At 71.7% G+C, this 17,692-nt stretch carries 22 protein-coding genes; 11 read left to right on the top strand and 11 right to left on the bottom strand.

Going from position 1 to position 17,692, the window contains the following annotated elements:
* Positions 1-19 precede the first annotated feature (19 nt).
* The 4 genes from ACFYW5_RS15740 to lnt all read left to right on the top strand — a co-directional run bounded on the left by ACFYW5_RS15740 (position 20) and on the right by lnt (position 3,346).
* Entirely contained in the window at positions 20-895 is an 876-nt protein-coding gene (locus tag ACFYW5_RS15740; RefSeq protein ID WP_389417541.1) for an undecaprenyl-diphosphate phosphatase, read from the top strand.
* 89 nt (positions 896-984) lie between these two features.
* The gene (locus ACFYW5_RS15735; protein ID WP_389417540.1) at positions 985-1,164 is read left to right on the top strand and encodes a hypothetical protein; all 180 of its coding nucleotides are present in this window, start codon (positions 985-987) and stop codon (positions 1,162-1,164) included.
* Between the two features lie 60 nt (positions 1,165-1,224).
* Complete coding sequence (locus ACFYW5_RS15730; RefSeq protein ID WP_389417539.1) at positions 1,225-1,692, top strand: nuclear transport factor 2 family protein; 468 nt, start codon at positions 1,225-1,227, stop codon at positions 1,690-1,692.
* Between the two features lie 79 nt (positions 1,693-1,771).
* On the top strand, positions 1,772-3,346 hold the full coding sequence (gene lnt / locus ACFYW5_RS15725) for an apolipoprotein N-acyltransferase (RefSeq protein ID WP_389417538.1): 1,575 nt from the start codon (positions 1,772-1,774) through the stop codon (positions 3,344-3,346).
* On the opposite strand, the gene ACFYW5_RS15720 is transcribed toward lnt, so the two are convergent.
* Together ACFYW5_RS15720 and ACFYW5_RS15715 are read right to left on the bottom strand one after the other, a co-directional pair.
* Complete coding sequence (locus ACFYW5_RS15720; RefSeq protein ID WP_389417537.1) at positions 3,270-4,175, bottom strand: Gfo/Idh/MocA family protein; 906 nt, start codon at positions 4,173-4,175, stop codon at positions 3,270-3,272. The two genes, lnt and ACFYW5_RS15720, sit on opposite strands and share 77 nt — an antisense overlap.
* A gap of 8 nt (positions 4,176-4,183) precedes the next feature.
* The gene (locus ACFYW5_RS15715) at positions 4,184-5,368 is read right to left on the bottom strand and encodes an FAD-dependent monooxygenase (protein WP_389417536.1); all 1,185 of its coding nucleotides are present in this window, start codon (positions 5,366-5,368) and stop codon (positions 4,184-4,186) included.
* A 77-nt stretch (positions 5,369-5,445) separates the two neighbouring features.
* On the opposite strand from ACFYW5_RS15715, the gene ACFYW5_RS15710 reads away from it, so the two are divergent.
* From ACFYW5_RS15710 to ACFYW5_RS15700, 3 genes are all read left to right on the top strand, one after another.
* A complete protein-coding gene (locus ACFYW5_RS15710; RefSeq protein ID WP_389417535.1) occupies positions 5,446-6,039 on the top strand; it encodes a TetR/AcrR family transcriptional regulator in 594 nt (197 codons plus the stop codon).
* 41 nt (positions 6,040-6,080) lie between these two features.
* Positions 6,081-6,590, top strand: coding sequence for a DinB family protein (locus tag ACFYW5_RS15705; protein WP_389417534.1), 510 nt, complete (start codon positions 6,081-6,083; stop codon positions 6,588-6,590).
* A 112-nt stretch (positions 6,591-6,702) separates the two neighbouring features.
* Positions 6,703-7,182, top strand: a complete 480-nt coding sequence (locus tag ACFYW5_RS15700) for a hypothetical protein (RefSeq protein ID WP_389417533.1) — start codon at positions 6,703-6,705, stop codon at positions 7,180-7,182.
* Between the two features lie 3 nt (positions 7,183-7,185).
* Here the strand turns inward: ACFYW5_RS15700 and ACFYW5_RS15695 are convergent, their stop codons facing one another.
* The 5 genes from ACFYW5_RS15695 to fabG form a co-directional block, all read right to left on the bottom strand.
* A complete protein-coding gene (locus ACFYW5_RS15695) occupies positions 7,186-7,704 on the bottom strand; it encodes a hypothetical protein (RefSeq protein WP_389417532.1) in 519 nt (172 codons plus the stop codon).
* 104 nt (positions 7,705-7,808) lie between these two features.
* Positions 7,809-8,492 carry a uracil-DNA glycosylase gene (gene ung / locus ACFYW5_RS15690; protein ID WP_389417531.1) on the bottom strand — a complete coding sequence of 228 codons (684 nt, stop codon included), beginning with the start codon at positions 8,490-8,492 and terminating at the stop codon, positions 7,809-7,811.
* A 95-nt stretch (positions 8,493-8,587) separates the two neighbouring features.
* Positions 8,588-10,171 (bottom strand): ABC transporter substrate-binding protein, encoded by a 1,584-nt coding sequence (locus ACFYW5_RS15685; RefSeq protein WP_389417530.1) that lies wholly within the window; start codon positions 10,169-10,171, stop codon positions 8,588-8,590.
* A 208-nt stretch (positions 10,172-10,379) separates the two neighbouring features.
* Positions 10,380-11,138, bottom strand: coding sequence for an SDR family oxidoreductase (locus tag ACFYW5_RS15680; RefSeq protein WP_389417529.1), 759 nt, complete (start codon positions 11,136-11,138; stop codon positions 10,380-10,382).
* Positions 11,139-11,150: 12 nt separating this feature from the next.
* A complete protein-coding gene (fabG, locus tag ACFYW5_RS15675) occupies positions 11,151-11,912 on the bottom strand; it encodes a 3-oxoacyl-ACP reductase FabG (protein ID WP_389417528.1) in 762 nt (253 codons plus the stop codon).
* Between the two features lie 260 nt (positions 11,913-12,172).
* On the opposite strand from fabG, the gene ACFYW5_RS15670 reads away from it, so the two are divergent.
* Complete coding sequence (locus ACFYW5_RS15670; RefSeq protein WP_389417527.1) at positions 12,173-12,628, top strand: excalibur calcium-binding protein; 456 nt, start codon at positions 12,173-12,175, stop codon at positions 12,626-12,628.
* A 1-nt stretch (position 12,629) separates the two neighbouring features.
* On the opposite strand, the gene ACFYW5_RS15665 is transcribed toward ACFYW5_RS15670, so the two are convergent.
* Together ACFYW5_RS15665 and ACFYW5_RS15660 are read right to left on the bottom strand one after the other, a co-directional pair.
* Positions 12,630-13,046 carry a DUF3037 domain-containing protein gene (locus ACFYW5_RS15665; protein ID WP_389417526.1) on the bottom strand — a complete coding sequence of 139 codons (417 nt, stop codon included), beginning with the start codon at positions 13,044-13,046 and terminating at the stop codon, positions 12,630-12,632.
* Positions 13,043-13,798 carry a HipA family kinase gene (locus tag ACFYW5_RS15660; protein WP_389417525.1) on the bottom strand — a complete coding sequence of 252 codons (756 nt, stop codon included), beginning with the start codon at positions 13,796-13,798 and terminating at the stop codon, positions 13,043-13,045. The genes ACFYW5_RS15665 and ACFYW5_RS15660 overlap by 4 nt, the downstream gene beginning before the upstream one ends.
* 89 nt (positions 13,799-13,887) lie before the next feature.
* On the opposite strand from ACFYW5_RS15660, the gene ACFYW5_RS15655 reads away from it, so the two are divergent.
* Positions 13,888-14,334 carry a Rieske (2Fe-2S) protein gene (locus ACFYW5_RS15655; RefSeq protein ID WP_389417524.1) on the top strand — a complete coding sequence of 149 codons (447 nt, stop codon included), beginning with the start codon at positions 13,888-13,890 and terminating at the stop codon, positions 14,332-14,334.
* Here ACFYW5_RS15655 and ACFYW5_RS15650 read toward each other — a convergent pair.
* Positions 14,321-14,959, bottom strand: coding sequence for a cysteine hydrolase (locus tag ACFYW5_RS15650; protein WP_389417523.1), 639 nt, complete (start codon positions 14,957-14,959; stop codon positions 14,321-14,323). The genes ACFYW5_RS15655 and ACFYW5_RS15650 overlap by 14 nt on opposite strands.
* A gap of 132 nt (positions 14,960-15,091) precedes the next feature.
* Between ACFYW5_RS15650 and ACFYW5_RS15645 the strand changes: the two genes are divergently transcribed.
* Positions 15,092-15,559, top strand: a complete 468-nt coding sequence (locus ACFYW5_RS15645; RefSeq protein WP_389417522.1) for a pyridoxamine 5'-phosphate oxidase family protein — start codon at positions 15,092-15,094, stop codon at positions 15,557-15,559.
* Here the strand turns inward: ACFYW5_RS15645 and ACFYW5_RS15640 are convergent.
* The gene (locus ACFYW5_RS15640) at positions 15,537-16,568 is read right to left on the bottom strand and encodes a LysR family transcriptional regulator (protein WP_389417521.1); all 1,032 of its coding nucleotides are present in this window, start codon (positions 16,566-16,568) and stop codon (positions 15,537-15,539) included. The two genes, ACFYW5_RS15645 and ACFYW5_RS15640, sit on opposite strands and share 23 nt — an antisense overlap.
* Before the next feature lie 74 nt (positions 16,569-16,642).
* Here ACFYW5_RS15640 and ACFYW5_RS15635 point away from each other — a divergent pair, with 74 nt between their 5' ends.
* The gene (locus ACFYW5_RS15635) at positions 16,643-17,593 is read left to right on the top strand and encodes a DMT family transporter (RefSeq protein WP_389417520.1); all 951 of its coding nucleotides are present in this window, start codon (positions 16,643-16,645) and stop codon (positions 17,591-17,593) included.
* Positions 17,594-17,692: the final 99 nt, after the last annotated feature.

Genomic DNA, 17,692 nt, shown 5'->3' with positions numbered 1-17,692 from the left:
ACTTGGACGTCGTACTTTCATGACCTGGTTTGAATCCCTCATCCTCGGACTCGTCCAGGGGCTGACTGAGTTCCTCCCCGTGTCCTCCAGCGCCCACCTGCGGCTGACCGCGGCGTTCTCCGGCTGGGAGGACCCGGGCGCGGCCTTCACCGCGATCACCCAGATCGGCACGGAAGCGGCCGTGCTGATCTACTTCCGCCAGGACATCGGGCGGATCATCCTGGCGTGGTCCAGATCGCTCACGAACAAGGCGATGCGCAGCGACCACGACGCCCAGATGGGCTGGCTGGTGATCGTCGGCTCGATCCCGATCGGTGTGCTCGGCGTGACGCTGAAGGACCAGATCGAGGGCCCGTTCCGCGATCTGCGCATCACCGCGACCATGCTGATCGTGGTCGGCATCATCATCGGCATCGCCGACCGCATGGCGGCCCGCGACGAGAACGGCGGCAAGCACCGCGCCGCCAAGCAGCGCAAGGAACTCAAGGACCTCAACGTCCGCGACGGCCTGATCTTCGGCCTCTGCCAGTCCGCGGCCCTGGTCCCGGGCGTCTCCCGGTCCGGCGCCACCATCAGCGGCGGCCTGTTCATGGGCTACACCCGCGAGTCGGCGGCCCGTTACTCCTTCCTCCTCGCGATCCCCGCGGTCCTCGCCTCCGGCCTGTTCGAACTCAAGGACGCCATGGAGGGCGGCCACGTCACCTGGGGCCCGACGATCTTCGCGACGGTCATCGCCTTCTTCACCGGATATGCAGTCATCGCCTGGTTCATGCGATTCATCTCCACCAAGAGCTTCATGCCCTTCGTCTACTACCGCATCGCCCTCGGCATCCTGATCATCGTGCTGGTGGCCACCGGTGCGCTGAGCCCTCACGCGGGCGAGCCTGCGCACTGACCGCGGCGGAATTTTCCGTGACTCATCACATACGGGATGCGTAGCCGTTCGGTAGCGCAGTGTCAGTGCTTGCCCCTAGGCTTGCCCGCATGTCCCCGGATTTCTTAACCCCTGGTTCCGTGCGCTCGGCCGCCGAGGTGAACGAGCAGATCCGCGCCCTGTGGGTGCGTGCGGGCGGCACCCTGTCCGCCCAGGAGCGCGCCGAGTACGAACTGCTGGTCGTCGAATGGGCGTCCGCGATCCGCTGCGAGGTCATCGAGGCGGCATAGGGCGACGGCAGTCGCGGCATGCCTCTTGGCGTCGTTCGTCCCATGCCCAACACTGAGCCGATGACGCAGCGTGTGGAGCTCGCGACCGTGATGGACCGGCTGGCCGTCGACGGTCTGATCACCGAGTACGCGGTGGCCGTGGACGACGGCGACTGGGAGGCGTACCGCGGGCTGTTCGCCCCCGCGGGGCGCGCGGACTACCGCTCCGCGGGCGGTATCGAGGGGGACGCCGGACAGATCGCCGAGTGGCTCGCGGAGAACATGCGGCTCTTCCCGATGCGCCAGCACCTCATCGTCAACCGCCGCGTGCGCTTCGGGACCCTGGACCAGGACACCGGGGACACCGCCCAGGTGCAGGCCGACTACGTCAACCCGATGCGCCTCGCCCGCGACGGCGAGCCCTCCGCCGCCCCCGACTTCGTCTGCGGCGGCCGGTACGCCTTCGGCATGACCCGCACCGACGACGGCTGGCGGCTCGACCGGGTCGTCGTGCGGGAGAAGTGGCGGCAGCTGCCCGCGACACGATGATCGATTCCCTGCGGGTGCTCTGTTTAGGGGCCGATCCCAGCGCGCACACTGGAGGAACCACGGGTCAGGGAGGCGCCGCATGCAGAGGTTCGGCCGATGGCTCGTCATCCCGTGGCGGCGTTCCCTCGTCGCCACGGCGGCCGGTGCCCTGCCCGTCCTCGCCTTTCCGGGTCCCGCCCTGTGGTGGTTCGCCTACGTCGCCCTGGTGCCCTGGCTGCTGTTGCTGCGCACCGCCCCGACCGGCCGCCGGGCGCTCCGCGACGGCTGGTGCGGCGGTTTCGGCTTCATGCTGGCCATGCACCACTGGCTGCTGCCGAACCTGCACGTCTTCACCTTCGTCCTCGCGGCGCTGCTCGGCGCCCTGTGGGCCCCGTGGGGGTGGCTGGTGCGCCGCTTCCTCGCCGGCGCCCCCGGGCCGGGCCGGACCGGGGCCGCCCTCGCGGTCCTGCCGTCGGGGTGGCTGGGGGTGGAGCTGGTCCGTTCCTGGGAAGGGCTCGGCGGCCCCTGGGGCGTGCTCGGGGCCAGTCAGTGGCCGGTGGAGGCGGCGCTGCGGCTCGCCTCGGTCGGCGGGATCTGGCTGCTCAGTTTTCTGGTGGTGGCGCTCAACGTCGCCGTCGCCGTCCTCGTCTCGGTCCCCGGCGCGCGCGTCCCCGCCGTCGCGGGACTGGTCGCCACGGCCACCGTCACCTCCGCGGCCTGGGTCTGGTCACCGCGGCCCGACGCCGACGGGCGGACCCGGATCGCCGTCGTGCAGCCGGGCGTCATCCAGGGCGGCGACAGCGCCGACCGGCGCTTCGCCGCGGAGGAGCGGCTCACCCGCGAACTCGTCGGCCAGGACGTGGATCTGGTCGTGTGGGGCGAGAGCAGCGTCGGCTTCGACCTCGGCCGCCGTCCCGACCTGGCGGACCGGCTCGCGGCCCTCTCCCGCGAGACCGGGGCGCCCGTCCTCGTCAACGTCGACGCCCGCCGCTCCGACCGGCCCGGCATCTACAAGAGTTCGGTGCTGGTCGGCCCCGACGGCCTGACCGGCGCCCGCTACGACAAGATGCGGCTCGTCCCCTTCGGCGAGTACGTCCCGGCCCGCTCCCTGCTCGGCTGGGCGACCTCGGTCGGCGAGGCGGCCGGCGAGGACCGGCGCCGCGGCTCCGGACAGGTCGTCATGCACGCCGGAAGCGGCCTGCGCGTGGGCCCGATGGTCTGCTTCGAGTCGGCCTTCCCCGACATGAGCCGCCATCTCGCCGAGGACGGCGCCCAGGTGCTGGTCGCCCAGTCGGCGACGTCGACGTTCCAGCAGAGCTGGGCCCCCGAGCAGCACGCCTCCCTCGCCGCCCTGCGCGCCGCCGAGACCGGCCGGCCGATGGTGCACGCGACCCTGACCGGCGTGTCCGCCGTGCACGACGCGAGCGGACAGCGCGTCGGCTCCTGGCTCGGCACCAGCGCGCGCACGGCGCAGGTCTACGACGTGCCGCTGGCCCGGGGCACCACGCCCTACGTCCGGTTCGGCGACTGGCCGGTGCAGGCGGCGCTGCTGATCCTCGCCGCCTGGTGCGTGGCCGAGGGCGTGCGGACCCTGCGGATCAGGCGCCCTGCTCCTGCACCGCCCGCACCACCCGCTCGCACACCTCATGAGTCGCCAGCGCGTCCCGGGCGCTGAGCACCTTGCCCGCGCGCACCGCGTCCAGGAACGCCAGCACCGCCTGCTCGATGCCGCGCTGCCGGGCCACCGGCACCCAGTCGCCGCGCCGGCGCACCGTGGGCTGCCCCTTGTGGTCGATCACTTCGGCGAGATTGAGCACCTGCCGCTTGGTGTCCTGCCCGGACACCTCCAGGATCTCCTCGGCCGAGCCGCTGAGCCGGTTCATCACCCCGAGGGCGGTGAACCCGTCGCCGGCGAGCTGAAGCACCACATGGTGCAGCAGACCGCCCTCGGTACGGGCCCGCACGGTCACGTCGTCGACGGGCCCCGGCGCCAGGAAGCGCAGGGTGTCCACGACATGGATGAAGTCGTCCAGGATCATCGTGCGCGGCTCCTCGGGGAGCCCGATCCGGTTCTTCTGCATGAGGATCAGCTCGCGCGGATGATCCAGGCACTGCGCGTACCCGGGTGCGTGGCGCCGGTTGAAGCCGACGGCGAGGCTCACCCCGCGCCGCTCGGCGAGCTCCACCAGCCGCTCGGAGTCGGCGAGTTCGTACGCCAGCGGCTTGTCGACGTACGTCGGCACGCCCGCCTCGAGCAGTCGCGCCACGATCTCCGGGTGCACGACCGTGGGCGCGTGCACGAAGGCCGCGTCCAGGCCCTGGGCGAGCAGCGAGTCCAGATCGGCGTGGCGCTGCCGCGCGGGCAGATGGAGGGTGTCGGCGACGCGGTGGAGCGTGGCGGGCGTGCGGGTCTGGAGGTGCACTTCCACACCGGGCTGGTGGCCGAGCACGGGCAGGTATGCCTTCTGTGCGATGTCGCCGAGTCCGATGCAGCCGACCTTCACTGATGCTCCTACCGTGTTCCTGGGGGTGACACGACGGAAGCATACGGCGGCTGCGGGGGCCGCCAGTCGGCGATGCCGTCGAAGCCCCGCAGGAGCAGCGCGGGCCCGGCCTTGGCGACGGCGGTGATCAGGGCGTCGCGTACGGCGATGCTCGCGCGGCCGGTCATCAGGTTGAGGCGGGCGGTCCTGACGGACTGCCGGGCGATGGCGGTCGCCCGCGGACGGCGGGCGGCGCTGTAGGCCGGGAGGTCGTCGGCATGGTGCGCCAGCACGACGGCGTCCTCGATCGCCTGGTTGCCGCCCTGGCCCAGCATCGGCGGCATGGCGTGCGCGGCGTCGCCGACGAGGGCCACCCGGCCGCGGTGGAAGGCGGGCAGCGGTGGGGCGACGTGGTGGACATCGTGGCGCAGGACGTCCTCGGGGCGGGCGGCGGCGAGGATCGCGGGCACGGGGTGGTGCCAGTCGCCGTAGCGGCGCAGCAGTTCGGCACGCTCGTCGTCGGGGGCGCGCTCCCCGGCGGGCGCCAGGGCTGCCGCGTACGCGTACACCCGACCGTCCTTGAGGGGGTGCGAGCCCCAGATGCGGCCCCGGCCCCAGGTCTCGTGGGAGGCGAACTGCGCGCCGGGGACCGGGATCACGACCCGCCACGTGGTGAACCCGCAGTACACGGCTCCGGGATGGTCCGGGAACAGCACCCCGCGTACGGCGGAGTGGATGCCGTCGGCGGCCACCACCAGGTCGGCCTCCCGGTCGCCGTCCGGGGTGCTCACGCGGGCCGGGCGGCCGGCGGCGCCCGGATCGGCGACGGTCGCGGTGACGCCCGTGCGGACCGTACCCGGCGGGAGGCCCGCGGCCAGGCTGGTGACGAGGGTGGCCCGGTGCAGCAGGACCAGGGGGCCGCCGAAGCGTTCGGCCGCGGCGGTGGCGTCGGTGCGCGCGAGCCACCGTCCGGACGGGGCGCGCAGTCCTCCGTCGCCCTGCCAGGCGGCCAGATCGCGGATCTCGTCACCGAGGCCGATGACGTCGAGGGCGCGCAGGGAGTTGGGAGCGAGCGAGATCGCCGCGCCGACCGGCTCCAGCGACGGGGCCCGCTCCAGTACGGTCACCTCCAGGCCGCGGCGGTGCAGTGCCGTGGCGGCGGTCAGCCCGCCGATCCCGCCACCGATCACGACGGCCCGCTTGGGCTGTGCCATGGTTCCTCCCGATACAACTACAGCTGTAGTGAGCATTACCGTACTACGGATGTAGTGAGCCGGGTAGGTTGATCTCCATGTCCGCACGCACCGCAGGCGCCGCCCGCGCCGACCTCGTCGCCGACGCCGCCCTCCGTCTGCTCGCCGAGCGCGGCATGCGCGGCCTGACCCACCGGGCGGTCGACGAGGCGGCCGGACTCCCCCAGGGCTCGACCTCCAACCTGGCCCGCACCCGGCAGGCCCTGCTGGAGCTGGCGGTACGGCGGCTCGCCGAACGCGAGGCCCGCGTACTGGCCCTGGAGGAGATGCCCCACCCGCGCGGCGGCCGGGACGCCCTGGTGGACGGACTCGCCCTGGCCACCCACCGCTCCCTGACCCGCAACCGCGAACTGACGCTCGCCCGCTACGAACTGGCCCTGGAGGCCACCCGGCGCCCCGAGCTGCGCGCCTACTTCGACGCCACCGGCGCCCGCTTCCACGAACAGCTCGGCGCGCTGATGACCGCGCTGGGGTCGACGGATCCGGCCCGGCACGTGCTGTCCCTGGTGGCGTGGGCGGACGGGCTGATGTTCTCCTGCGTGGCCGGTTCCTTCGGCGCGCGGCAACCGACCCTGGACGAGGTGCGCGCCGGACTGCGCGAGCTGCTGGAAGGGATGTTCGGGCCGTCGTAAAACCGCTGGTGGACGTGGGCGAGTTGGGCAAGGATGCGGCCATGACGACCGAACGCCGTGAACCCGCCGTGAACGCCGATGAGCGCACCATGCTGGAGGGCTGGCTCGACTACCACCGGCAGACCCTCGGGTGGAAGTGCGCGGGCCTGACCGAGGCCCAGCTCAGGACCGCCTCCGTGGAGCCGTCGGAGCTCACCCTGATGGGGCTGGTGCGGCACATGGCCGAGGTCGAGCGGTACTGGTTCCACGAGGTGCTCCTCGACGAGGACCTCGGGGTGCTCTACTCCTCCGAGCAGGACCGGGACGGCGACTTCCACTTCTCCGCCGCGGACACCTGGCAGGAGGCCCACGACACCTGGCAGGCCGAGATCGAAAGGGCCCGGCGCAACACCGCCGGCCTGGATCTCGACGACTTCTCCAAGGGCACCAGCCGGTCCGGGGAGACCTTCAACCTCCGCTGGATCTACACCCACATGATCGAGGAGTACGCACGCCACAACGGTCACGCCGACCTCCTCCGCGAGCGCGTCGACGGGTCCACCGGCGACTGACGTCACCCTCGGCGGACCCACGGCCTCCGTACGGGGGCGGAGATCACCCGTGCGGGGCATCCTGCGCTTGTGGGCTGTCCCGGAGGGGGCCCCAACCACCAGAGTGACCCGGGTGCATCGAACGACGACGACCGCAACGCTCCTGGTCACCGTGGCTGCGTCGGCCCTGGCGGGCTGTGTGACCGTCCAGCACCCGCCCGCCCCGGGGCCGGTCACGGCACCGTCCCGGCCCTCCGTGCCCCGGCCGGACGGCAGGGCGGAGCCGCAGATCGTGCAGGCGCCGGCCCAGGAGGCGCTGGAACTCATCGGCCCGCCCCGCCGCCCGGAACGCACACCCCCGGCGACCCGGCGGCCGACCCGCCCCGCCCCGCCGCCGGCACCACCCGCCCGGCCGGACACTCCCCCGAGTCATCCCCGCCCGGCACACCCCCGCCCCGAGCGCCCCGCTCCGCCGCACCCGCGGGTCGAGATCCCGGACGTCGCGGATTCGGTCCGCAAGAACACCGACGTCTGCGCCCTGGGCAGGAAGTACGGCGGCTGGCGCAAGGAGAGCCCGGAGACGAGGATCTGCGAGCAGACGTACGGGCGTTGAGCGTCAGGACCGCCGCCCCGGCGGCCCCCAGCCTCCGGAGGAGCCCCCGTCGTCCCCCAGCCGCAGCTCCAGCCGGTGGATCGCCGCCCGCACCCCGTCCCCGTAACTGTCCTCGGCGAGCGCGTCCGCCGCCGTCCGGGCCCGCCGCAGATGTGTCCGCGCCGCCTCGGCGCGGTCCAGCTTCACATAGTCGGCGGCGAGGTTCAGATGCAGCGACGGATACAGCGCCCGGACCGCGAGCGCCCCCTCGTGCTCGGCGAGGCGGTCGTCGGTCAGTTCCTCCGCCGCCGTCAACGCCCGGAGGTCCCAGGCGAGTTCGTCGTCCGGCTCGTCCTGGGTGTCGGCGAGGTAGTGGGCCAGGGTGCAGCGGTGCAGCGGGTCGCCGTCCTCGCCGATCTCGGCCCACAGACCGAGCAGGCGGTGCCGGGCCTCCTCGCGGTCGCCCGCGTGATGCAACATGACGACCTGCCCGATCCGTGTCATCACGGCATCCGGCGCCGTCCGCTCCTGTCGCTCCGCCACCGCGTCCTCCACACCCTCGGCGCCTGGTCGCCCCCGACGCTAACCGCAGCCACCGGCAATCCCGGCGAGGCGGGGCCGACCCGCAGGAGCGGCCCCGCAGCAGGTCAGCCCAGGTTCGGCAGCCGCCAGTCGATGGGGTCGTGGCCCTGCGCCGCGACCGCCTCGTTGATCTGGGTGAACGGACGGGACCCGAAGAACTTCTTGGCCGACAGCGGTGAGGGGTGCGCGCCCTTGACCACCGCGTGCCGCGTCTCGTCGATCAGCGGGAGCTTCTTCTGCGCGTAGTTGCCCCACAGCACGAACACCGCCGGGTCGGGCCGGTCGGCGACCGCACGGATCACCGCGTCGGTGAACTTCTCCCAGCCCTTGCCCTTGTGGGAGTTGGCCTCGCCGGAGCGGACGGTGAGGACCGCGTTGAGCAGCAGGACGCCCTGCTGGGCCCACGGCATCAGATAGCCGTTGTCCGGGACCGGCAGGCCCAGCTCCTGCTCCATCTCCTTGTAGATGTTCCGCAGCGAGGGCGGGGTCCGCACACCGGGACGGACCGAGAAGCACAGGCCATGGCCCTGCCCTTCGCCGTGGTAGGGGTCCTGACCGAGGATCAGGACCTTGACCCGGTCGAAGGGCGTCGCGTCCAGCGCGGCGAAGACCTCCTCGCGCGGAGGGTAGACGGGACCCTTCGCTCGCTCCTCCTCGACGAACTCCGTCAGCTCCTTGAAGTAGGGCTGCTGCAGTTCGTCGCCCAGAACCCCGCGCCAGGACTCGGGCAGCATGGCGATGTCGGTCACGTCAACTTCCTTCGGTGTGCGGTCACTACGACCTGCGTCGCTTCCTGACCACAGAACCTACCGGCGACCACTGACAACGCGCCCGGGGGACGGCCCTACCAGCTGGTCTTGCGGTACAGCGCGCCCATCATCATGATCGTCGACGGGTCCAGCGCCCGCTCCGCGCCGGAGATGTCGTTGTTGGCCGCCACGTACTGCCGGCCCTGCCACAGCGGCAGCAGACGGGCGTCCTCGACGAGGATCTTCTGCGCCTCCTCGAAGTCCTTCTCCACGTTGGCGCGGTCGCTCTCCTTGCGGGAGCGCGGCAGCAGCTTGCCGGTGATCTCCGGGGCCGGGTAGGGCGTACCGAGGGCGTTCTGGTCGCCGACGAAGGGGGCGATGAAGTTGTCGGCGTCGGGGAAGTCGGGGGACCAGCCGCGGCCGAAGACCGGGTACTCGCCCTTCTGGTAGCCCGTGACGTACGTCTTCCAGGGGCGGCTCTTGAGGGTGATCTCGAACAGTCCGGAGCCGTCCAGCTGCTTCTTGATCTCCTCGAACTCCGCCTTGGTCTCGGAGCCGTAGCGGTCGGTGGTGTACCAGAGGATGAGCGGCACCTTTTCGGTGATACCGGCCTCGGAGAGGATCTGGCGGGCCTTGGAGGTGCTGGGCTGGCCGTAGTCGTCGAAGAAGCCGGTGGTGTGCCCGGTCAGGCCCTTGGGGACCATGGAGTACAGCGGCTCGACGGTGTCCTTGTAGACCTTGTGCGCGATGGCCGGGCGGTCCAGGACCTGGGCGATGGCCTTGCGGACGGCGGGCTTGGCGGCCCACGGGTCCTTGGGGTTGAAGACCAGGTAGCTGATCTGGGTGCTGACGCTCTCGACGACCTGGAACTCCTTCTTCGCCTCGTGCGTCTGGAGCTCGAGGATGTCGTCGGCGGCGATACCGCGGAAGGCGACGTCGAGCTCGTGCTCGCGCAGGGCGCCCACCATCTCGCCGGAGTCCTGGAAGTAGCGGATGGTCACGGCGCTGTTCTCGCGCTCCGCGTAGCCCTCGTACTTGTCGTTGCGGACCAGCTCGGCCGTCTTGCCGTCCTCGTAGGACTGGAGCGTGTAAGGGCCGGAGCCGACGACCTTGCCGTCCTCGCGCAGCTTGTCCGCGGGGTAGCTGTCCGGGTCGACGATCGACATGGCGGGCGTGGCGAGCACGAACGGGAAGGTGGCGTCCGGCTTGTTGAGATGGAAGACGACCTCGCGGTCGCCCAGCGCCTGGACCCGGTCGAGGCTGCCCAGCAGACCGGCGGGACCGCCGTTGACCTTGATGTCCCGGATGCGGTCGATCGAGTACTTGACGGCCTGGGCGTCCAGCGTGCTGCCGTCGGAGAACTCCAGCCCGTCACGCAGTTCGCAGCGGTAGGCCGTGTTCGTGCTGTCGGTGAACGCGCACTCCTCGGCGGCGTCCGGCTCGGGCACGCTCGCCCCGGCGGGGTAACTGAGCAGTGTCTGGTAGATGTTGCGGAACAGTTCCCAGGAGCTGTCCCACGACGCGGCGGGATCCAGCGTGCTCGGCGCACTGGTGGTGCCCACGACGATCGGCCCTTCGTCCTCGGAAGAGTCCGAGGAGAGAATTCCGCATCCTGTCATCAGGGACGATATGGACGCGATGGCCGCCACCTGCCGCAGGCATCGGTTCCGGTTGAACACGCGCACGCTCCTCGATCTGCCATACCAAGGGTCGGCAGACCATACCGCAGAGCTCGGCCGATTGAACCGGTGTCTCACAGGGGTTCTTGATCGATAAACCTTTGACTACGTTGTCAGCCGTCGGTCAATCTGTTCGGTCGAAGCGGGACGACCGGCTTGTACGGATTCGGGCCCGTGCCCCCGCCGGGAGACACGGGCCCGACGCAGGTCAGCCGACGCCGGCGTTGAGGAAGATGCCGCCGTCGACGACGAGCGTCTGACCGGTGACCCAGTCGGACTGCTCGGAGGTGAGGAAGGCGGCGGCGCCCCCGATGTCGGAGGGCACGCCCAGCCGGGCCAGCGGGTAGGAGGCGGCCGCCTCCTCCTCCCGGCCCTCGTACAGCGCCTGGGCGAACTTGGTCTTCACCACGGCCGGGGCGATCGCGTTGACCCGCACCCCGGGCGCGAACTCGTGCGCCAGCTGCTGGGTCAGGTTGATCAGCGCGGCCTTGCTGACGCCGTAGGCGGCGATGAAGGGCGAGGGCGCGATGCCCGCGACGGAGGCGATGTTGACGATCGCGCCGCCGTTCTCCTTCTGCCAGGCGTGCCAGGTCTTCTGGGCGAAGCCGAGCGCCGAAATCACATTGGTCTCGAACACCTTGCGCGCGACACCCAGGTCGAGGTCGGCGATCGGCCCGAAGACCGGGTTGGTGCCGGCGTTGTTGACCAGGAAGTCGACGCGCCCGAAGGCCTCCATGGTGCGCTCCACGGCGATGGCCTGGTGGGCCTCGTCGTGGGCCTTGCCGGCGATGTAGATCGCGCGGTCCGAGCCGAGCTGCTCGACGGCCTCCTTGAGGGAGTCCTCGTTGCGGCCGGTGATGGCCACCCGGTCACCGCGGGCGACGAGCGCCTCGGCGACGCCGTAGCCGATGCCGCGGCTGCCGCCTGTGATGAGGGCGACCTTGCCGGAGAGTTCCACTGCAGTCATGTGCCTGATCCTCTAGTCGAGCGGTCCGCCGGCGACGTACAGCACCTGGCCGGAGACGAAGCCGGCGTCATCACCCGTGAAGTAGGCGATGGCGCCCGCGATGTCCTCGGGGTAGCCGACACGCTGGACGGGGATCTGGGTGGCGGCCGCGGCCTTGAAGTCCTCGAAGCCCATGCCGACGCGCTCGGCGGTGGCCGCCGTCATGTCGGTGGCGATGAAGCCGGGGGCGACGGCGTTGGCGGTGACCCCGAACTTGCCGAGCTCGATGGCGAGGGTCTTGGTGAAACCCTGCATACCGGCCTTGGCGGCGGAGTAGTTGACCTGGCCGCGGTTGCCGAGCGCGGAGGACGAGGAGAGGTTGACGATCCGGCCGAACTTGGCGTCCACCATGTGCTTCTGACAGGCCTTCGACATCAGGAAGGCGCCGCGCAGGTGGACGTTCATGACCGTGTCCCAGTCGGAGACGCTCATCTTGAACAGCAGGTTGTCGCGCAGCACGCCCGCGTTGTTGACCAGGATCGTGGGCGCGCCGAGCTCCGCCGCGATCCGCGCGACGGCCGCCTCCACCTGTGCCTCGTCGGAGACGTCGCAGCCGACCGCGAGGGCCTTGCCGCCCGCCGCGGTGATCTTCTCCACGGTGTCCTTGCAGGCCGCCTCGTCGAGGTCGATGACGGCGACCGCGCGGCCCTCGGCGGCCAGACGTACGGCGGTGGCGGCGCCGATACCGCGCGCTGCGCCGGTGACTACGGCGACCCGCTGGTCAGTGGTGGACATGGCTGCTTCTCCTCGCCCTTGGGGGTGCGGCTCCACGGTCCGCCCATCGGTGAGCGACCGCTTAGTACCTTCAGCAGACGTGACGCTAGAAGCCCTGGCACCCGGTGTCAACGGCACACCGCCACGTGTGATCCATTCCCCGCGCCCCCGGCTCGCGGCGACCCTCCCCCGCCACCCGATCGGCCCAGCTGAGCGCGTCCCCGCGCCGGGCGGCCCCTAGCGTCGGCCGGAGGCCCTCGTGGCCGGAAAGGAGGCGCACCATGCGCCCTCGCACCGCAGCCGCCGGCACGCTGATAGCCATAGCCGCGATCGTGCCGCCGGCCGGCATCGCCCACGCGCAGGACCTGGACTGCGTCAACTTCACGTACCGGGAGGAGGCACAGGCCGTCTACAACTCCGACCCCAGTGATCCGCACGACCTCGACGCGGACCAGGGCCCCGACGACGGCGTGGCCTGCGAGGCGCTGCCCGCGCGCGGCACCACCGCCCGCGGCACGCTCGCGCCCGCCACCTCGATCCCCGCCCCCGTCACGGCCACACCCACCCCCACCGCCGCCCCCACCCGCGTCACCGCCAGTCCGACGCTCGGTGTGCGCGGTGGAGTGGGCGGCGCCACCGACTCCGGGCTCGGCGGCTGGGAGACTGCCGCCGGGATCGCCTTCGTCGCCTGCGGTGCCGTCGCGGCGGGATTCGTGGTCAAGCGCCGCCGCGCCTGAGTCAGCGGACGAGCAGTTCCAGGAGCCGTGCCGTCTCCGCCGCGGGGTCGGTCGTCAGCCCGGTGTGGACCGGGCCGGGCTGGACGATCGTGGAGCGGGGGGCGATCAGCCAGCGGAAGCGGCGGCCCGCGTCGTCCGAGGCCGCCTGGCCCGCCGCCGCTCCCCCGGAGCAGACCCGCTCCACCGCCCCGAGCGCGGCGCGCACACCGGCCAGGTCGGCCTCCGGGTCCAGCGCCAGCAGACGGCGCTCGTCGAGGTGGGTGAGCGCCCCGACGTACGCCTTGGCACGGCAGTAGACCAGCACCCCGGCGTTGATGCACTCGCCGCGCTCGACCCGGGGCACGACGCGCAGGACGGCGTACTCGAAGACCTCGCGCTCGCTCGGGCCTCCCTTGATGAAGTGGCGGTCGTCGCTCACGCGGTGCCCTCGATTCGCTCGTGGATGACGGCTGCCCTGGCCAGCAGCGGGCGGGCGTAGGCCCGTCTGAGGTCGTCCGGGGTGTCGAAGCCGGGTTCGTCGGCGAGCCAGGCGTCCGGGATCTCGGCGGTCACCTCGGCGAGCAGGTCCTCGGTGACCAGGGGCGCCAACTCCCCGGCGGCCGCGGTCACATCGGGGCCGAAGGGCATGAGGGCGTGGTCGCGGGCGTCGTAGGGGCGGGCCGCGGAGGCTTCGGCGGCGGGCCAGTTGTGCTGCCAGATCATGGTGGCGCCGTGGTCGATGAGCCACAGGTCGCCGCGCCACATCAGCAGGTTGGGGTTGCGCCAGGAACGGTCGACGTTGTTGACCAGGGCGTCGAACCAGACGATCCGCCCGGCCTCCTCGGGGCTCACCGCGAAGGCGAGCGGGTCGAAACCGAGCGCGCCGGACAGGAAGTCCATGCCGAGGTTGGTGCCGCCGCTGGCCCGGAGCAGCTCCTGCACCTGCTGGTCGGGTTCGCCGAGCCCGAGCACGGGATCGAGGGCGACCGTCACGAGCCGGGGCATCCGGAACCCGAGCCGCCGGGCGAGCTCCCCGCACACCACCTCGGCCACCAGCGTCTTGCGGCCCTGCCCCGCGCCGCGGAACTTCATGACGTACGTCCCGAAGTCGTCGGCCTCGACGAGTCCCGGCAGCGAGCCGCCCTCACGCAGCGGTGTGATGAACCGGGTCGCGATGACTTCCTTGAGCATCGCCCCAGGTTACCGGCGCTCTGAACGGCACCCGCGCGCCGCCCGTACCTGTGGGCGCAAGGCATACCTCCGTGGAAGGGAAGACCGGCATGACCAGCGAACCGCTCCACCCCGTCGCGCCCCCGAGCCGCCGTACCGTCGTGGCGGCGGTCGGCGCGGTGGGCCTCACCTTCGCGCTGAACGCGTGCGGGTCGGAGGACGAGGAGCCGTCCGGGGCGGCCGGGCCCGCCGAGTCCGCCGAGTCCGGTGGGACCGTCGTCGCACGGACCTCGGACATCCCCGAGGGCGGCGGCAAGGTCCTCAAGGACCACAAGGTGGTCGTCACCCAGCCGACGGCGGGCACCTTCAAGGCGTTCTCGTTCGAGTGCACCCATCAGGGGTGTCCGGTGACGGGTGTCTCCGAGGGCTCCATCACCTGCCCCTGCCACAACAGCCGGTTCTCCATCGAGGACGGCAGCGTGCAGAAGGGGCCCGCCACCCAGCCGCTGCCCGCGCGGGAGGTGGCCGTGGACGGCGACTCGATCACGCTCGCCTGACCCGCAGGGCGGCGAGCATGTCGGCCGTGGTGGTCAGCGTGGCGACCAGGGCCAGGGTGTTGCGGATCATCGCGCGGGTGTACTCGGCGGGCACCCCGGCTATCGCGTCGGTGGGCACCACGACCGTGTAGCCGCGGTTGACGGCGTCGAACACGGCGTTCGGGATCGCCACGTTGGCCGATACCCCGGTCACCACCAGCGTGCGGCAGCCCAGGTTGCGCAGCAGGGCGTCGACCTCGGTCCCGTGGATCGGGGACAGGCCGTGCAGCCGCCGTACGACGAAGTCCTCCTCGGTGACCTCGATCGGGGCCGCGAGGCGGACCGCGGTGGTGCCGGACAGCTGCTGGACCGGGAGCCGTTCGGCGGCGCGGAACAGACGGGCGTTGCGGTTCGCGCCGCGGCCGTCGGGGCGGCGCTCGGCGATCGCGTGGATCACCTGGAGCCCGTGGGCGTGGGCGCCGTCCACCAGCCGGGCCACGTTGGCGAGCGTCCCGGAGGAGCGGGCTTCCTTGGCGAGTTCGGGCAGGGCGCTGTCCGGTCCGACGACCCCCTGTTGGCACTCGACCGTGAGCAGCACGGCGGTGGCCGGGTCGAGGACTTCACTGAGCTGCTCGTACGACGGCACGGTTCCCCTTGTCGCGGGCGGTCCGGGCGGGCGAGGGTAACGACCATTGCGCGAGGAGGGAAGACGACCCATTCTTTTCTGACGTGATGTCAGAGGATCTCCTCTGACACGACGTTGGAGAAGAGGGGACGCATGACCGTCACTCAGCGCCGGGGCCGGAAGATCATGATGACACCGGGTGAGCTGGACGAGTTCCTGGCCACCCAGCGCACCTGCCGGGTCGCCACCGTGTCGGCGGACGGCGCCCCGCATGTGAGCACCTTGTGGTTCGCCTGGGACGGCACGTCGCTGTGGCTCTACTCGGTGGTGCGCAGCAGGCGTTGGGCCCAGCTGCGCCGCGACCAGCGGGTCGCCGTCGTGGTCGACACGGGCGAGGAGTACGACGAGCTGCGCGGCGTGGAGCTGTCCGGGACCGTGGAGTTCGTGGGCGAGATCCCGCGCACCGGGGAGCTGTGCGCAGAACTCGACGTGCCGGAGACGCTGTTCGCCCGGAAGAACTTCGGCCTGGAGGAGATGCCGCACGACGGCCGGCACGCGTGGATGCGGCTGACGCCGGAGAAGATTGTGTCCTGGGACTTCAGGAAGCTGTCGTCGCTGTAACGTCCGGCCGCACTGCAGAGGCTGTCGTCGCTGTGGCGCCCAGCCGCTCCGCTGAGGCTGCCGCCGCTGTGGCGCCCAGCCGCTCCGCAGAGGCCGTGGTCGCCGTAGCACCCACCCGCTCCCCCGCCGACCGCAGTGCCCGTACCGCCGCCCGGATCGACGGGCGGCGGTCGGCGTCCGCCCGCCAGATCACGTACACATGCCGCCGCACCCGCTGCTTGAGCGGCACGGTGACGACCTCCGCGGGCATCGGGTGACGGCCCAGCAGCGGGACGACGCACACACCGAGGCCCGCGGCGACCAGACCGAGCTGGGTGTGGGTCTCGGCGGCGCGGTGGCCGACGATCGGCTCGATGCCCTTGGAGCGGAGGGTGAACATCAGCCACTCGTGGCAGAACTCGCCCTGCCCCCAGGTGATCCACTCGTCCTCGGCGAACTCGGCGAGATCCACCTCGTCGCGGCCCGCGAACCGGTGGCCGACCGGCATCGCCACATCGGCGGGGTCGTCCAGGATCGGCGCCTTGACGAGGCCGTCCGGGAGGGGCATCGGCTTGTTGTACCAGTCGAGGACCACCGCCAGGTCCAGATCGCCGCGCACCACTCCGGCCACGGCCTGCTCCGGTTCCAGCTCGCAGGAGCGCAGCCGCAGCGCGGGGTGCTCGGTGCGCAGTTCGGCGAGGGCGGCCGGGAAGAGTCCGCGCGCGGCGGTCGGGAACGCCGCGAGTCTGAGCTCCCCCGCGACCTGGCCGCGCTGCGCCTCCAGGTCGGCCTGGGCCAGCTCCACCTGGGACAGGATCCGCGCCGCGTGCTCCGCGAGCAGCCGCCCGGCGTCGGTGAGCCGGACCCCGCGGCCGTTCTTGGCGAGCAGCCGCTGGCCGACCTCCCGCTCCAGCTTGGACATCTGCTGGGAGACGGCGGATGTGGTGATGTGCAGCCCTTCGGCCGCGCCGCTGACCGAGCCGTGCCGGGCGAGGGCGTCCAGGGTGCGCAGGCGCTCCAGGTTCAACATGTAAGCAATACTACGAGATACAACTCGAAAAATCTCGCTTGTGCTACGACGTCCTGAGCCCCCACCCTGATCCCATGACCCGCTCTCGCTCCCTGCTCGACTGGCGGCTGCGCTTCGCCGTCCTCTCCCTCATCTGGGGTTTCAGCTTTCTGCTCATCAAGGTGGGCACCGAGGGATTCGCGCCGTTCCAGGTGACTCTCGGCCGGCTGGTGTTCGGCACGGCGGTGCTCGCGGTCGCGATGGCGATGCGGCGGGACCGGCTCCCGCGCGGGGCGCGCACGTGGGGGCATCTGACGGTCGCCGCGCTGCTGCTGAACGCGCTGCCGTTCTCGCTGTTCGCCTACGCGGAGCTGACGATCCCGTCGACGCTCGCGGGCATCTGCAACGCCACGTCACCGCTGTGGGGCATGGCCCTGTCCCTGGTCGCGCTCTCCGAGGACCGGCCCACCCGGATGCGGCTCGCGGGTCTCGGCCTGGGATTTCTCGGCGTCCTGACGGTGCTCGGCGCCTGGCAGGGCTTCACCGGCATGGACGCCCGGGGCACCGGCATGGCCCTGCTGGCCTCGCTGTGCTACCCGGTCGGCTGGATCTACGTCCGCCGCACGCTGGCCGGCTCCGACTCCTCCCACCTGTCGCTGACCGGCGCCCAGTTGCTGCTCGCCACCCTCCAACTGGCCGTCGTGACCCCCCTGTTCACCACGTCCCCGGAGACCTTCCCGCTGCTCCCCCTGCTCGCCGTCGCGGCCCTCGGCGCCCTGGGCACGGGCATCGCGGTGCTCCTCCAGTACGGCCTGGTCGCCGAGGTCGGCCCGACGACGGCCCAGATGGTCACCTACTTCATCCCGGTCATCGCCACCGCGGCAGGCGTCACCCTGCTCGGCGAGTCCCTGACCTGGTCGACCCCGGTAGGCGCGGCCATCGTCCTGGCAGGAGCGGCCCTGACCCAGATCCGCCCCCGCGAACGCGCCTCCATCCCGACCGAGACGGCCCACCCGGTACGGACCCCGGCGAAGACGGCACCCTAGTCGGCGGCGACCGTGCCCACGGGGGCGGACCTGACACGGAAACGTCCCCCCGAGCGCGACGAGATCCCGGCCTACGCCGACCCCTCCGACCACGCAACA

The organism is Streptomyces sp. NPDC002779, from assembly GCF_042888685.1.
Taxonomy (GTDB): Bacteria; Actinomycetota; Actinomycetes; order Streptomycetales; family Streptomycetaceae; genus Streptomyces.
This window is presented reverse-complemented; position numbering and strand designations above follow the sequence as displayed.